Source organism: Noviherbaspirillum humi (assembly GCF_900188095.1).
Classification (GTDB): domain Bacteria; phylum Pseudomonadota; class Gammaproteobacteria; order Burkholderiales; family Burkholderiaceae_D; genus Noviherbaspirillum; species Noviherbaspirillum humi.
Genome location: NZ_FZOT01000001.1, coordinates 643613 through 658092, shown reverse-complemented (window position 1 = coordinate 658092; position 14480 = coordinate 643613). Strand labels below are relative to the sequence as shown.

14 protein-coding genes are annotated in these 14480 nt (G+C 65.6%); 2 read left to right on the top strand and 12 right to left on the bottom strand.

Annotated elements, in window-relative coordinates; translation table 11 throughout:
* Positions 1-48: 48 nt before the first annotated feature.
* The 5 genes from CHB88_RS03170 to CHB88_RS03150 all read right to left on the bottom strand — a co-directional run bounded on the left by CHB88_RS03170 (position 49) and on the right by CHB88_RS03150 (position 4258).
* Entirely contained in the window at positions 49-2364 is a 2316-nt protein-coding gene (locus tag CHB88_RS03170; RefSeq protein WP_089397806.1) for a methyl-accepting chemotaxis protein, read from the bottom strand.
* A gap of 132 nt (positions 2365-2496) precedes the next feature.
* On the bottom strand, positions 2497-3072 hold the full coding sequence (locus tag CHB88_RS03165; protein WP_089397805.1) for a chemotaxis protein CheW: 576 nt from the start codon (positions 3070-3072) through the stop codon (positions 2497-2499).
* 13 nt (positions 3073-3085) lie between these two features.
* Positions 3086-3451 carry a response regulator transcription factor gene (locus CHB88_RS03160; RefSeq protein ID WP_089397804.1) on the bottom strand — a complete coding sequence of 122 codons (366 nt, stop codon included), beginning with the start codon at positions 3449-3451 and terminating at the stop codon, positions 3086-3088.
* 18 nt (positions 3452-3469) lie between these two features.
* Positions 3470-3871 carry a response regulator gene (locus tag CHB88_RS03155; RefSeq protein WP_089397803.1) on the bottom strand — a complete coding sequence of 134 codons (402 nt, stop codon included), beginning with the start codon at positions 3869-3871 and terminating at the stop codon, positions 3470-3472.
* A 234-nt stretch (positions 3872-4105) separates the two neighbouring features.
* The gene (locus CHB88_RS03150; RefSeq protein WP_089397802.1) at positions 4106-4258 is read right to left on the bottom strand and encodes a rubredoxin; all 153 of its coding nucleotides are present in this window, start codon (positions 4256-4258) and stop codon (positions 4106-4108) included.
* Between the two features lie 99 nt (positions 4259-4357).
* Here CHB88_RS03150 and thiD point away from each other — a divergent pair, with 99 nt between their 5' ends.
* Together thiD and hemL are read left to right on the top strand one after the other, a co-directional pair.
* Entirely contained in the window at positions 4358-5197 is an 840-nt protein-coding gene (thiD, locus tag CHB88_RS03145) for a bifunctional hydroxymethylpyrimidine kinase/phosphomethylpyrimidine kinase (RefSeq protein ID WP_089397801.1), read from the top strand.
* A gap of 13 nt (positions 5198-5210) precedes the next feature.
* Positions 5211-6497, top strand: coding sequence for a glutamate-1-semialdehyde 2,1-aminomutase (gene hemL, locus CHB88_RS03140; protein ID WP_089397800.1), 1287 nt, complete (start codon positions 5211-5213; stop codon positions 6495-6497).
* Positions 6498-6574: 77 nt separating this feature from the next.
* Here the strand turns inward: hemL and corA are convergent, their stop codons facing one another.
* From corA to mpl, 7 genes are all read right to left on the bottom strand, one after another.
* Positions 6575-7540 carry a magnesium/cobalt transporter CorA gene (corA, locus tag CHB88_RS03135; protein WP_089397799.1) on the bottom strand — a complete coding sequence of 322 codons (966 nt, stop codon included), beginning with the start codon at positions 7538-7540 and terminating at the stop codon, positions 6575-6577.
* Between the two features lie 350 nt (positions 7541-7890).
* Positions 7891-8586: a monofunctional biosynthetic peptidoglycan transglycosylase gene (gene mtgA / locus CHB88_RS03130; protein WP_089397798.1), complete on the bottom strand. Its 696-nt coding sequence runs from the start codon at positions 8584-8586 to the stop codon at positions 7891-7893.
* Positions 8583-9401: a shikimate dehydrogenase gene (gene aroE, locus CHB88_RS03125; RefSeq protein WP_089397797.1), complete on the bottom strand. Its 819-nt coding sequence runs from the start codon at positions 9399-9401 to the stop codon at positions 8583-8585. The genes mtgA and aroE overlap by 4 nt, the downstream gene beginning before the upstream one ends.
* A 138-nt stretch (positions 9402-9539) precedes the next feature.
* A complete protein-coding gene (locus CHB88_RS03120) occupies positions 9540-10418 on the bottom strand; it encodes a TonB C-terminal domain-containing protein (RefSeq protein WP_089397893.1) in 879 nt (292 codons plus the stop codon).
* 95 nt (positions 10419-10513) lie between these two features.
* The gene (locus tag CHB88_RS03115) at positions 10514-12478 is read right to left on the bottom strand and encodes a ribonuclease catalytic domain-containing protein (protein WP_089397796.1); all 1965 of its coding nucleotides are present in this window, start codon (positions 12476-12478) and stop codon (positions 10514-10516) included.
* A 47-nt stretch (positions 12479-12525) separates the two neighbouring features.
* The gene (locus tag CHB88_RS03110; protein ID WP_089397795.1) at positions 12526-13107 is read right to left on the bottom strand and encodes a YqiA/YcfP family alpha/beta fold hydrolase; all 582 of its coding nucleotides are present in this window, start codon (positions 13105-13107) and stop codon (positions 12526-12528) included.
* The gene (gene mpl / locus CHB88_RS03105; RefSeq protein WP_089397794.1) at positions 13104-14477 is read right to left on the bottom strand and encodes a UDP-N-acetylmuramate:L-alanyl-gamma-D-glutamyl-meso-diaminopimelate ligase; all 1374 of its coding nucleotides are present in this window, start codon (positions 14475-14477) and stop codon (positions 13104-13106) included. The genes CHB88_RS03110 and mpl overlap by 4 nt, the downstream gene beginning before the upstream one ends.
* Positions 14478-14480: the final 3 nt, after the last annotated feature.

Genomic DNA, 14480 nt, shown 5'->3' with positions numbered 1-14480 from the left:
GATGCCGCCCGGCTCGGGCCGGGGCGGCGGCATCGCTCATGGCTCGACTCAGTCGCTGATGCGGAAGCGCGACACCGAGTTCTTCAGCTCCTCGGCCAGCGTCGACAGTTCGCGGATCGAATGCGCCGTCTGCTGCGTGCCTTCCTGAGCCTGTTCGGTCACGGTCAGAATGTTCTGGATGTTGCGCGCCACGCTGTTGGCCGAGGTGGCCTGATGCTCGGTGGCGGAGGAAATGTCGCGGATCAGGTCGGCCAGCCGGTTCGAAATGCGCCGGATCTCCAGCAGCGCCGCGCCGGCGGCGTCCGACAGCTTGGCGCCCTCGACCACGCCCTGGGTGGATTTTTCCATCGCCGCCACCGCGTCGTGGGTATCGGTCTGAATGGTGCGCACCAGCGCGCCGATCTGCTTGGTCGCCTCGGCCGAACGTTCCGCCAGCCGCTGCACCTCTTCCGCCACCACCGAGAAGCCGCGGCCGGCCTCGCCGGCGGAAGCGGCCTGGATCGCGGCGTTCAGCGCCAGCACGTTGGTCTGCTCGGTAATGTCGGAAATCAGCTCGGTGATCTCGCCGATCTCCTGGGAGGATTCGCCCAGCCGCTTGATGCGCTTGGAGGTTTCCTGAATCTGCTCGCGGATCTCGTTCATGCCCTTGATCGCGTCTTCCACCGCCTTGGCGCCCTCTTCCGCCGCGGCCACCGACTGCTGCGCCACTTCCGCCGATTCATTCGCCGAACGGGAGACGTCGGTGATCTGCACCGCCATCTCGAGCACCGCCTGGCCGGTTTCCTGGATCTCGCGCGACTGCTTCTGGGATGCGGCCAGCAGCGCGCTGGAAATGTCCTGCGCCTGGTCGGACGCGGCGGTCACCTGCTCGGCGGTGCGGGTCACGCGGCCGACCAGGCCGCGCAGCTCTTCCACCGTGTAGTTCACCGAGTCGGCGATGGCGCCGGTGATGTCTTCCGACACCGTCGCCTGCACCGTGAGGTCGCCGTCGGCCACTTCCTGCAATTCGTTCATGAGGCGCAGAATCGCCGACTGGGTCTGGTCGTTGGTGGCTTTCGCTTCCTCTTCCTTGAGCAGTGCCTGCAGGCGCTGCTCGTCCGCCTCGCGCCGGCGCAGTTCGGCTTCGCGCGCCCGGTGGCGGCTGTCCTGCAGCAGCACCAGCGCGATGCCGACCGCCGCCATCAGCGCGCAGAAGGCGCTGACCAGCATCAGCCACACCGGCCAGCCGATCGAATCCTCGGCGTCGCGGAAGGCTTTCTGCAGGTCGGCCAAGCTTTGCTTGAGCTTCTCGTTCTCGGCAAAGATCAGCTGCTCCGACTGCTTGGCGGCGTTGAAGTTCTGCAGGTTGCCGAGGATGCTCGCCACCAGCTTCTGGTACTCGCCGAAGGCGGTCTGCAGCTCCTGCAGTTTCTCGCGCGTATCCGGATCCTTCGCCGCGCTCAGGCGCAGCATGTCGCTGCCATTGAGGAAGCCTTCGGTGATGTCGCGGAAGGTGTTGGTGTCCTTGCCGAGCAGGAAGGCGGTTTCGTTGTTCACGCCTTCGCTGGTGAGAAATTCATTGGCGCTGCGTCCCAAGCGCTGGGTGAGCATCAGCAGCTGGCCGGCAGCGGAAATCTCGCGCGGCGACGCCTGGCTCTGCGCTTTCAGGGTGGCGATCTGCTCGGTCAGTTCCAGCAGCGCCGGCGACAGGGCGTTGAGCTTTTGCAGCGTGTCGCCGAAGCCGGTGAGTTCCTTGCGCATCTTGGAGATGGTATCCGCCGCCTTGTCGGAGCTGCTCCACAGCTTGCGGGCATTGGTCAGCACCGGCGCCAGCGACTCCGCGGCGGGCGCGATCTCGCGGCCCTGGTAGAGGCCGCCCTGGAGCAGCACCGACAGGTCGTGGTTCAGCTCCTTGCGGCTGTCCTCGAGCTGCTTGAAGGCTTCGGCGTTGCCCTGGATCGCGTTCGGCGCCGCCTTGCCGACGCGCTGCGAATGCATCAGCGCGTCGCCGGCGATCTGGGTCAGCGTGGACGCCTGGGTGGACCGGCTCGAATTGACCGCCACCGAGAGCGCGCCGCTGACCAGGGAGATGCCGAGCGCCATGAGCAGCACCCGCACCTGGCTCTCCAGGGGCATGGCGCCGATCAGGGGCAGCCGGATGTCGCCGGTTTTTTCCAGGGCTTCCGCGATGAAGGTCGAATTCTGGCCCGACTCGTCCGTGCGCTGCTTCTTCTTACGCTTGCGCGCCGGCTGCGCCGGTGCGTCCGCCGATTGCAGGACCGCGCTTCCGCCGGCATCGATGCCGGCGTCGGCAGCGAAGTCCGTCGCTTCCGCCACGCCCGCCTGCGCCTTGCTCCTGGTGAAGAACGGTAGTTTGAATGCCATCTCAGGTCTCCTGATTGCGATTGTCCTGCGGCGTGTCGGCGCAGGCCGTTGCTGTTTGCGCAGCACTCATACGCCGGCAGCGCGATGCGCATGCCAGGCCGAGGCTGGTGGGAAAGGTGCGCTGCATGGGCGCTACCGGCCTATCTGCAGAAAGCGCGGATCCTGCAGCAGGGGCAGCAGGTCGATTTCGGTCCAGCGCTGTTCCAGCCGGTCGGTGTAATGCCGCGCCACCCATGACGGATCGAGCATGGGGTCGCGGTCCTGCGGCGTCATCTCGGCCACGTCGCGCAGGCCGGTGACGCGCGAAGCCAGCAGGCCGCAGGGAAATGACAGGCCGGGCGCAAAAGCGATGATGCGGCTTTGCTTGTCTGGCGTGACCGCCTCCAGGCCGAGATAGCGGCCGAGGTCAACGACGCCGGTCAGGTTGCCGCGGATGTTGACTAGCCCGAGGTACCAGTCCTGGGTCAGCGGCACTTCGGTGATGGCCTCGGCCGCAACGATTTCGCCCGCCTGCTGCAGGTTCAGCAGCCACCGCCGGCCGCCGGCGATGAGACCGAGGCGGCGCGTCGCATGCGGCAGGCCGGTGCTGGCCGCCTGCATGCGCTCCATCAGCTCGGCCTGGAATTCGCGCAGGCGGGTGCGGCGAGCGCCGCCTTCCGGCGCCAGACCGCGCCGGCCGGTATCGATATCGGATTCGCCGTTGGCCATGCTTGGTCGCGCGTCAGGCGATCGCGCCGATCTTCGCCAGCAGTTCCTTGGGATCGACCGGCTTGACGATGTAGTCGCGGGCGCCCTGGCGCATGCCCCAGATGCGGTCGGTCTCCTGGCCCTTGCTGGTGCAGATGATGATGGGCACGTCCTGGGTCGCCGGGTCGCGCGCCAGCGAGCGCGTTACCTGGAAGCCGTTCTGGCCGGGCATGACCACGTCCATCAGAATCAGATGGGGCTTGTCAGCCTTGATCTTCAGCAGCGCTTCTTCGCCGTTCTCGGCGGTGGAGACGGAGAAGCCGCTCTTCACCAGGATGTCGGTCAGGAAGTAACGCTCGGTCGGCGAGTCGTCGACGATGAGGACTTTTTGGATGGCCATGGAATGTCTGTTACGGAGTTATTCGGCGAGCATGCGTTCGGTATGCTCGCGCACGATCTTGATGAGACTGTCTTTGGTAAAGGGCTTGGTGAGGTAGGCGTCGGAACCGACCATGGCGCCGCGCGCGCGATCGAAGAGGCCATCCTTGGAAGACAGCATCACCACCGGGGTGGCATGGAAGCGGCTGCTCTTCTTGATGAGCGCGCAGGTCTGGTAACCGTCCAGGCGCGGCATCAGGATGTCGCAGAAGATCAGCGCCGGCTTGTGGTCGTGCAGCTTGGCCAGCGCGTCGAAGCCGTCGTCGGCAAGGACGACCTGGTAGCCGGCCTGGCCGAGGAAAATTTCAGCGGAACGACGAATGGTGCTGCTGTCGTCGATCACCATGATCTTGAGCGTGGCGTTGTCTCGTGCTGTTGTCATGACGTCATCTCGGAAGTCGCGAGCCCTAAACCCGGTGAACGGTAACATAAAGCATGATGCTTTGGGGCAATGGGTAGCGCGATTTGCCGCAGCCGCCGTGGTTTTTGCGTCAAATGCTTATGGTTTGCTCATCACTTCGACGCGAGGCCTTGCGAGAGTGGCACGGTCGATGGTCTTCATGCAATGAGCCCGGCGCCGGCAAGGGAGGGCTGCCGCCGGACATGAAGCGGTCGATCAGACCGGCACCATTTCGAAGTCTTCCTTGCGCGCGCCGCATTCCGGGCAAGTCCAGTTCATCGGCACATCCGCCCAGCGCGTACCCGGCGCGATACCTTCCTCGGGGAGGCCGGCTTCCTCGTCGTAGACCCACCCGCAAATCAGGCACATCCAGGTCTGAAATGGCTGGTTCGATGTTTCGTTATTGGTCACGGTAGCGCGCCCTTCAATCAAGTAAAATGCAAAGTCGCTTATCTTAATCTACCAGCCGTGCAAAACCAACTTCCCCCGCTCATCATGACCTTCGGTCCTGCGGACCCGACGGGCGCGGTAGGCATCCAGGCTGACCTGGGCTGCTTCGCCGCCATGGGTTGCCAGGGCGTGTCGGTCGTGACATCCATCCTCATCAGCGACACCACCCGCATCGAAGACATGCAAGCCATCGATGCCGACTGGGTGGCGGACCAGGCGCGCGTGGTCCTGGAGGACATGCCGGTGGCCGCCTTCAAGATCGGCATGCCGGGCAGTATCGAGTCGGTGTCGGCCATCGCCGAAGTGGTCTCCGACTACCCCGACGTGCCGCTCATCCTCGACCCCTTTCTTTCCGCCTTGCCCGACCAGGGCCAGGAAGGCGAGGACCTGCTGGTGGCGGTACGCGAACTGCTCATTCCGCAGGCGACGCTGCTGCTGATCTCGGCGGTGGAACTGTCGCGCCTGGCCGAAACCTGGCGCGAGGCCTCGCGCGACGATCTGCTCGCTGCCGATGCCATGCGCCTGATCGACATGGGCTGCGAATATGTATTTGTGACCGGCACGCCGGGCGAAGTGCAGGAGGTGAGCAACAGCCTGTTCGACGAATCCGGGCAGGTACGCGCCGACAGCTGGCAGCGCATGGCCGGCCCGTTCAGCGGCGCCGGCACGACGCTGTCGGCCACCATCGCCGCCATGCTGGCCAACGGCATGGACGTGCCCGACGCCGTCCTCGAAGCGCAGGAGTTCACCCATGCCTCCCTGGCGGCCGCGCAGCGCCTCGGCATGGGCCGGCTGCTTCCCGACCGCTATTTCTGGACGCGTGAAAACGACGCCCGCCAGGAAGATCCCCCTCTCTGATTCCATCTCCAGCATGACTTCCAACAACGATACCCTTTTCGCCCGGGCCCAGCGCTCCACGCCCGGCGGCGTCAACTCTCCGGTACGCGCCTTCCGCTCGGTCGGCGGCACGCCGCGCTTCATCACCCGCGCCGAAGGGCCGTATTTCTGGGATGCCGACGGCAAGCGCTACATCGACTACATCGGTTCCTGGGGTCCCGCCATCGTCGGCCATGCCCATCCGGAAGTGATCCGGGCAGTGCAGGAAGCGGCCGCCCGCGGCCTGTCCTTCGGCGCGCCGACCGAGGGCGAGATCGAGATGGCAGAAGCCATCTGCCGCCTGGTGCCGTCGGTGGAGCAGGTGCGCCTGGTGTCGAGCGGCACCGAGGCGGCGATGAGCGCCCTGCGCCTGGCGCGCGGCGCCACCCGCCGCGACAAGGTGATCAAGTTCGAAGGCTGCTACCACGGCCACGCCGACTCCATGCTGGTGAAGGCCGGCAGCGGCCTGCTCACCTTCGGCAACCCGACCTCGGCCGGCGTGCCGGAAGACTTCGCCAAGCACACCCTGGTGCTCGACTATAACGATCCGCAGCAGCTGGAAGACGTGTTCGCGAAGATGGGCGACAGCATCGCCTGCGTGATCGTCGAGCCGGTGGCGGGCAACATGAATCTGCTGCGCGCCACGCCGGAGTTCCTGCAAGCCATGCGCCGCCTCTGCAGCCAGCATGGCGCGCTGCTGATCTTCGACGAAGTGATGTCCGGCTTCCGCGTGGCGCTCGGCGGCGCCCAGTCGTTGTACGGCATCACGCCGGACCTCACGGTGCTGGGCAAGGTCATTGGCGGCGGCCTGCCGGTGGCGGCCTTCGGCGGCCGCGCCGACATCATGAAGCATCTGGCGCCGCTCGGTCCGGTGTACCAGGCGGGCACCCTGTCCGGCAATCCGGTGGCGGTGGCCGCCGGCATGACCACGCTTGCGCTGATCCAGGAGCCGGGTTTCTATGACCGCCTCGCGGCCCAGACCCGCAAGCTGGCGGATGGCTTGACGCAGCAGGCGAAGGAAGCCGGCGTCGCCTTCTGCGCCGATTCCGTTGGCGGCATGTTCGGCCTCTACTTCGCCGCCGAAGTGCCGCAGGACTATGCGCAGATGATGGCGTGCGACAAGGCGCGCTTCAATGCCTTCTTCCATGCGATGCTGGATGCGGGCGTCTATCTCGCGCCCTCCGCCTTCGAGGCCGGTTTCGTCTCGGCCCGGCACGATGATGCGGTGATCGCGGAAACGATACGCGCCGCCGCTGGCGCCTTCGGCAAGGTTGCAGGCTGAAGGCTTCAAGGCAGGTCTCCATGAAAAATGCCCGGCAGTGCCGGGCATTTTGCTTTCCGTATCAGGAGGACGCCTGCTTACTTCAGCCAGCCGCGGCGGCGGAAATACCAGAACGGCGCGATGGCGCTTGCCACCATCAGGCTGAGCGAGAAGGGATAGCCGAAATGCCAGTCCAGCTCCGGCAGGAACTTGAAGTTCATGCCGTAGATGCTGGCGATGAGCGTCGGCGGCAGGAAGGCGACGCTGGCCACCGAAAAGATCTTGATGATCTTGTTCTGGTTGATGTTGATGAAGCCGACCGTGGCATCCATCAGGAAGTTGATCTTGTCGAACAGGAAGGCGGTGTGGCCGTCGAGCGATTCGATGTCGCGCAGGATCTGCCGGCCTTCCTCGAACTGCTCGGAATTCAGCAGCCGGCCGCGCATCAGGAAGCTGACCGCGCGCCGCGTATCCATCATGTTGCGGCGGATGCGGCCGTTCAAGTCTTCTTCCTGGGCGATGGCATTGAGCGCATCGGCCGCGTCCTGGTCGGTCAGCTCTTTCTGCAGCACGCGCCGGCTGACTTCTTCCAGGGTGTTGTACATAGTCTCGAGCGCATCGGCCGAATACTCGGCGTCAGTGGCGTAGAGATCCAGCAGCACATCCTTGTGGTCGGTGATGGAGCCCGGCCGCGAACGGGCGCGCAGGCGCACCAGGCGGAACACCGGCAGGTCCTCCGCATGCATGGAGAACAGGATGTCCTTGGCCAGGATGAAGGCCACCGTCACCACCCGCGACGGGCCGTCCTCTTCCTCGATCAGGAAATCGGTGCGCAGGTGCAGGTCGCCGTTCTCCGCCTCGTAGTAGCGGGCTGAGGCTTCGATGTCCTTGACTTCGTCTTCGCCCGGCAGGATCACGTCGTACGCGCTTTTCACCAGGGCCCGTTCTTCCTCGGTCGGGTCGGTCAGGTCCACCCATACCGGCGCGATGTTCAGCAGATCATCGCGGCTCTCCACATTCACCTGGCTCAGGCGGCCGTTCTGCAAGACGAATACATTGATCATAGGTTCTCCCGGCCATGGCGCCGGCGGACGCATGGCCATATCGCAGGCGCTGCGACCTGCAATGACATGAAAATCAGGGGAACGCGGGCCGAAGAATGCCGGCCGGGATGCGCCCACCTACCAGGGTCTGGCAAGCGGCGCTGGAGGACAAGCCTGGGTTAGCGCACTCTTGCCGGATAGCCGTTGGCTGACAGCAAACGAGTTCTACTGGGACTCCCCAAGACGGGTCTCCGGAAATGAAAACAGCGCAAGTGTACTGACTTAGACAGGGGCAAGCAAGGGTTGATCGCTGCATTGCGGCAAAATGACCGGAGGCCGTGACTTCGGTCATGCCGCCGCGTTCGGAAGGGTCAGGGCAGCTCCGCCGCGCTCATGCGGCGCAGGATCAGATCGGTGCGGCGCGCAAGATAAGGGGAATTGCGGTTCTTGTCATAGAAGCGCGGCTTGGGCAGCATCACCGCCAGGCGCGCCGCCTGGGCCGGGCCCAGGCTGGCCGCCGGAATGCCGTAATAGTAATTGGCGGCGGCCTCGGCGCCGAACACGCCGTTGCCCCATTCCACGACATTGAGGTAGATCTCGAAGATCCGCTCCTTGTCCATCCAGAATTCGAGCATGTAGGTGATGACCACTTCCTGCGCCTTGCGCAGATAGCTGCGCTCGCCGGACAGGAACAGGTTCTTCGCCAGCTGCTGGGTGATGGTGGAGCCGCCGGCGACCACCTTGCCTTTCTGCGAATTCTTTTCGAAGGCCTTCTGCATCGCCTGCCAGTCCACGCCCTCGTGCTCGGAAAAGTTGGAGTCCTCGGCGGCGATGATGGCGCGCTTGAGATGATTCGAGATGCGGTCGTAGGGCACCCATTTGTGCCGCAGCTTCGCGCCCGGATTCTTTTCCTGCAGCACCGCCAGCTGCTGGCGCATGAAGCTGGTGGAGCCGGGATTGTGGTCGACCCACCACCAGATCAGGGCAAAGAAATACAGCTGCATCAGCAGCACCGCGATCACCGGCGCCAGCAGCAGCCACAGCAGCAGGCGCTTGAAAAGCTTCATGCCGCCATGCCGGCGCGCAGTTGCGCCAGCACCGGCGCGGTAGCGGGACGCAAGCCGCGCCAGAGAGCGAAGGCTTCGGCCGCCTGCTCCGCCAGCATGCCGAGGCCGTCGCGGCTGAGCGCGCCCTGGGCGGAGGCAAACTGCATGAAGCGCGTCGGCTGCCTGCCATACATCATGTCGTAGGCCAGGGTGCCTTCCTCGAAAACCTCCGGAGCGATCGGCGGCAGGTCGTCCGCCAGGCTGGAGGCGGTTGCATTGATGACGACATCGAAGCGCCCTTTCGCCTCCCCGAAGCCGCAGCCTTTGATCGGGCCGTGACCGGCGAACGACTGTGCCAGGGCATGCGCCCTGTCCACCGTGCGATTGGCGATGACCAGTTCCGCCGGCGCCTCCTGCAGCAGCGGCAGGAGGGCGCCCCGCGCCGCCCCGCCGGCGCCGAGCAGCAGCACCCGCGCGCCCCGCAGCGACATGCCGGCATTGCGCACGATGTCGGTCACGAGGCCGATGCCGTCGGTGTTGTCGCCGAGGATGCCGTCGGCATCGAAGGCCAGGGTGTTGACCGCGCCGGCGGCGCGGGCGCGTTCGGTCAGGCGGTCGGCCAGGGCATGCGCCTCCAGCTTGAACGGCACCGTGACATTGGCGCCGCGCCCGCCTTCGCCGATGAAAGCGCGCACGGTGGCGGCGAAGCCATCCAGCGGCGCAAGCAGGCGTTCATACACGATGTCCTGGCCGGTCTGCCGGGCAAAGCTGGCGTGGATTTCGGGGGACTTGCTGTGGGCGATCGGATGACCGATGACGACGTAACGATCTGGCATGACTCGGAATCGAATAAGCGCGGATGCGGCGCGGGATGCTGTCGAACCCGGCAGCGGCGCTGCCGGGACGCGTCAATATAATGCATGCGCTCAACGCCTGTCACGCTTCATGCGCTTGGGCACTGGGCTGCAGGACGCTCAGCCGCCGCCCTTCAGGTTGGCTTCGAGCGCGCCTTCGCGGGTGAATTTGAAATTCGTCACCAGCACCCAGACGTCATCCTTGTCGCTGGAGCGCATGTTGGGCGGGAATTTCCCGAAGGGCGCGGAGCGGCGCACGATGCGCTTGGCGGCCTCGTCCAGCGCCGGATTGCCGGACGACTTGTCGACCGTGATGCCGCCTTCCTTCTCGTAGATGCTGCCGTCCTGGAAGATCGGGATGGACAGCACCAGTTCGCCGTAGAGCTTGCGGCCATCCTGCTGCGGGAAATTTAGCGTGCCGACCTTTTCGATGCGTTCCCGCAGCGCGTTGTAATACATGGCGTAGCCCACCTCGCGCGTGCTCGGCGAGATCATGGTCTTGCGCGGACGCTTGTTGTAGTCCTCCAGCTGCTTGGCGATCTCGGCTTCGCGGCGCGCGATTTCGCTGGCGCTGTCGACCATGTCGCGCGCTTCGGGACGCGGCGCCTCGCGCGGCGGCGCGGCTTCGCCGGCCGGCGGCGTCTTCATCGGCGTCTTGCGTGCCGCCTGCGCCAGCTGCCGCTGCCGCTGCTCCAGTTCCTGGATGCGGCGCTGCATGGCTTTCATGCCTTCGCCATTCTCGTGCTTGCGCATGTCGGGCAGCGGAGACTTGGCGCGGCCGGCATCCGCATTGCCGCCGCCATCCAGGTTGGACTGGGCGAGCGCCTCCGCCTTGGCCGGCTTGCGGTCATGCTTGGCATTGACCAGGATGACTTCCAGGCCGGGATCGGCCGGCTTGAACTTGAAGGCCTCGGGGGCGGCGAAGCGCACCGCCAGCAGGGCGCCGTGCAACAGCACCGAGATGGCGATGGCAATGGTGAGGCCGCGGTTTTGCTGCATGAAGGTCAAGATGTCAACAACAGGAAGTTGGCGGTGGATGGCAAGGGCATTTTACGCCAGGCGGACGCGCCATCCAGCGCCTGCCCCGCCGCGTGTCACTCCGATACCACTTCCGCATCGGGTTCGCTATCGGCGGCAGCGGCTTCCGCTTCGGGCGGCGCTGCTGCCTGCACCACTTCCAGCAGGCGCGCCTCGACGCCGAGCTCCACCTCGTCCCAGCGGATCAGATCCAGCCGCACCGGCGTGCCGCGCGCCAGCGTCGGCATGCCGGCCAGCTTGATCACCAGCGGTATGTCGACCAGGCGCAGGATCTCTTCCTTCAGCACCACCGCTTCCACCTGGCGCGCGTTTTCCTGGGCCAGCCAGCGCAGGCACCAGTAGCGCTCCATGTTCGACTGGAAATCGGCATAGGCGGCATAAGCGGCATCGAAGGCGGAGACGATGGCGAACAGGTCGGCATCCTTGGGCTTGAAAGGCGCCGCCAGCGGCGCAGTCACGCCGTGCTGCACGCAGGCCAGGATCTGCCATTGGTTCACCAGGTCGGTGTAGCGCCGCAGCGGCGAGGTGCTCCAGGCGTACTGGTCCACGCCCAGGCCCTGATGCGGCGCGGCGTGGGTCAGCATGCGCACCTGCATGCGGTTGGCCCAGCCGCCTCCGCCGCCCTGGGCGCGGTAGATGCCGGGCACGCCCTGGTCATGCATCAGCTTGCCCCAGGTGCTGTTGGCGAAGATCATCAGCTCGGCCACGATCTTGTCGAGCGGCGCGCCGCGCTTGCGGCGGGTGATGGTGACGACGTCATCCTCGACGTAGAAGTTGAAGTCGACCCGGTTGTTCTGCTCCGGTTTCAGGCCGAAGGCTTCGCGCTTGGCCATGCGCCCCTTCTCCAGTACCTGCGCCCATTGCCACAGCACGGCGATATCGGCCTTGTGCGCATATTCGCCCGCGCCGGCGGCCAGCGCTTCCTCGGTCACCAGTTCGTCGAGGTCGTTGTGGCGCAGGTTGGCGGCGATGGGCACCGCCTCGGCCCGGGTCTCGGTGGAGAGCACCGACCAGTCGGCGCTGTCGATGGTGGCGTACAGGGACAAGGCCGGACAGTCGCGGCCTTCGCCCAGTGTGAATTTCTCCACCAGCGCATCCGGCAGCATTGTGATCTTGTCGCCTGGCATGTAGACGGTGGACAGCCGCTGGCGGGCAATGGCGTCGATGGCATCGCCGCGCTGAATGCCCAGGGCCGGCGCGGCGATGTGGATGCCGATGCGGAACTTGCCGCCCTCCAGCGCCTGCACCGAGAAAGCATCGTCGATTTCGGTGGTGGTGACGTCGTCGATCGAGAAGGCTTGCACCTCGGCCACCGGCAACGCCGGCGCGGACGGCAGCGCGACGGCGGGAAAGCCGGTGCCGCGCGGGAAATGCTCGAACAGGAACCGGGAAAGGTGCAGCTCCTTCGGCGACTTGATGCCGCCGGTGGCCAGCATCAGCTGCTGCGCACTGGTATGGAGTTCGGCGCAGGCCGCTTCCAGCGCCTTGTATTCGATGCTGCTCTTGTCAGGACGGAACAGCAGCTGCAGGGCGATGGCGCGCATTGGCTCCGGCAGGCGTCCGGCTTTCAGCTCGTCGACATACTGCGCCTGGATCAGCGCCTGCTGCTTCTTCTTCTCGATGCCGGCCAGCGCCGCCTTCAGCGAATCTTCCGGCGCCGCCTTGTAGCGGCCCTTGCCCTTGCGGTAGAAGTACATCGGCGCGCCATGCAGGCGCAGCACCAGGCCGGCGGCTTCCTGCGGCTGCGGCGCATGGCCGAAATACTCGGTGCCGAGTTCGTTGAACCCGAATTCCTCCTGACCCGCCACTTCCCACAGGAAGTCGAGGTCGATCTCCTCTGCCACCACCTGTGCCTGGGCCAGCAGCTCGGCCGGCTCCGGCGCGGAGAACTGCAGCAGCACGTCCTTGGCCTTGACCTTGGTGCGCTTGCCGGTATGCGTCTCCACCTGGTACGCCTCGCCCTGCTGGGAAAGGACGGCGCCGGCCTTGAAATCGCCGGACTCTTCAAAGAATAGGTTCATCGATAAATCACTTGTTGATGGATGGCAGCAGCAGCCGCTGGCAGCCGTCAGGACTGCGGCAGGCGGATGCCGCAGAATGCGAGGACGTCGTCCTGGTAGGCGGCGAAGTCGGACAGGCCGTGGTCGCTGCCCTGGATAACCTGCTGGCGCGCGCCCGGGTAATGCGCCGTCATCTCGCGCCAGTCGAGCACTTCGTCGCCGGTGGCGGCGATCAGGAAATAGCGTTCCGGCCGGGTGATGCGCTCGACCGCCAGCGCCTTCAGTTCATCCACATGCTCGCGCTTGAATTCGAACGGCTCGCCGGAATGATAGGCGGTGGTGACGCCGACGTATTTTTCCAGGTCGCGCGGCGGCCGCACTGCGGGGTTCAATAGGACAGCGCGGCACCCCGTCTGTTCCGCCAGCCAGGTGGCGTAATAGCCGCCGAGCGAGGAGCCGATCAGCGTGACTTCCTGCGCCGGCTTGCCGGTCATGCACTCCCGCGCCAGGGCGATCGCCGCTTGCGGCGAAGCCGGCAGCTGCGGGCAGGCATAGCTGTTCGCCAGGCCGATTTCCGCCAGGCGCTGGCCGATCAGCCGCGCCTTGAAGGATTGCGGCGATGACCGGAAGCCGTGCAGGTAAACAATCATCGCGCCAGCGCGTCGAGTATCTTCTGGTGCACGCCGCCGAAGCCGCCATTGCTCATCACGAGAATGTGGTCGCCGCTGCGGGCCTGGGCGGCGATCGCCGCCACCAGCGAGCCGATGTCATCGAAGGCGGCGGCGCGCTCGCCGAGCGGCGCCAGCGCCTGGCCGAGATCCCAGCCGAGCGCATCCTTGCCTTCGCGGGCGCCATAGCCGAACACCACATCGGCATCCGTCAGGCTGGCCGGCAGCGCTTCCTTCATGGTGCCAAGCTTCATGGTGTTGGAGCGCGGCTCCAGCACGGCGACGATGCGGGCGGAGCCAACCTTGCGCCGCAGACCGGCGACGGTCGTGGCGATGGCAGTGGGATGATGGGCGAAGTCGTCATAAACGGTGATGCCCTTGACCACGCCGCGCACTTCCATGCGCCGCTTCACGTTCTCGAACTTGCCCAGCGCCGCAATCGCCTGCGCCGGCGCCACGCCGGCATGGCGCACGGCGGCTATGGCGGCCAGGGCGTTGAGCCGGTTGTGCTCGCCGGTCAGGCTCCATTCGACCCGGCCCTGGGATTGGCCATTGAAGATGACGTCGAAGCTGCCGTCGGCACGCTCGTTCAGCGTCCAGCCGGAATCGGCGGCGCCGAAGAACTCTTTCTCGCTCCAGCAGCCGCGCGCGAGCACCCGCTGCAGCGCCGGCTCGCGGCCGTTGACGATCAGCCGGCCGACGCCTGGCACGGTGCGCACGAGATGATGGAACTGGGTCTCGATGGCGCCGAGATCGGGAAAGATGTCGGCATGGTCGTACTCGAGATTGTTCAGGATCGCGGTCTTGGTCCGGTAATGCACGAACTTGCTGCGCTTGTCGAAGAAGGCGGTGTCGTACTCGTCGGCTTCGATGACGAAGAAAGGCGAGTCGCCGTTGCCGCCGGACAGGCGCGCGGAAATGCCGAAGTTCATCGGCACGCCGCCGATCAGGAACCCTGGCGCGTAACCGCACTCTTCCAGTATCCAGGCCAGCATGGAGGAAGTGGTCGTCTTGCCATGGGTGCCGGCCACCGCCATCACCCACTTGTCCTGCAGGATGTGCTCGCCTATCCATTGCGGTCCGGAGACGTAGGGCAGGCCGCGGTTGAGGATTTCCTCCATCAGCGGATTGCCGCGCGACACCACGTTGCCGATGACGAAGAGGTCCGGCTTGAGTGCGACCTGGTCCGGGCTGAAGCCTTCGATCAGCTCGATGCCCTGGGCCTGCAGCTGGGTGCTCATGGGCGGGTAGACGTTGGCATCGCAGCCGGTGACGCGGTGGCCTGCTTCCTTCGCCAGGACGGCAAGGCCGCCCATGAAGGTACCGCAAATGCCGAGAATGTGGATGTGCATTGT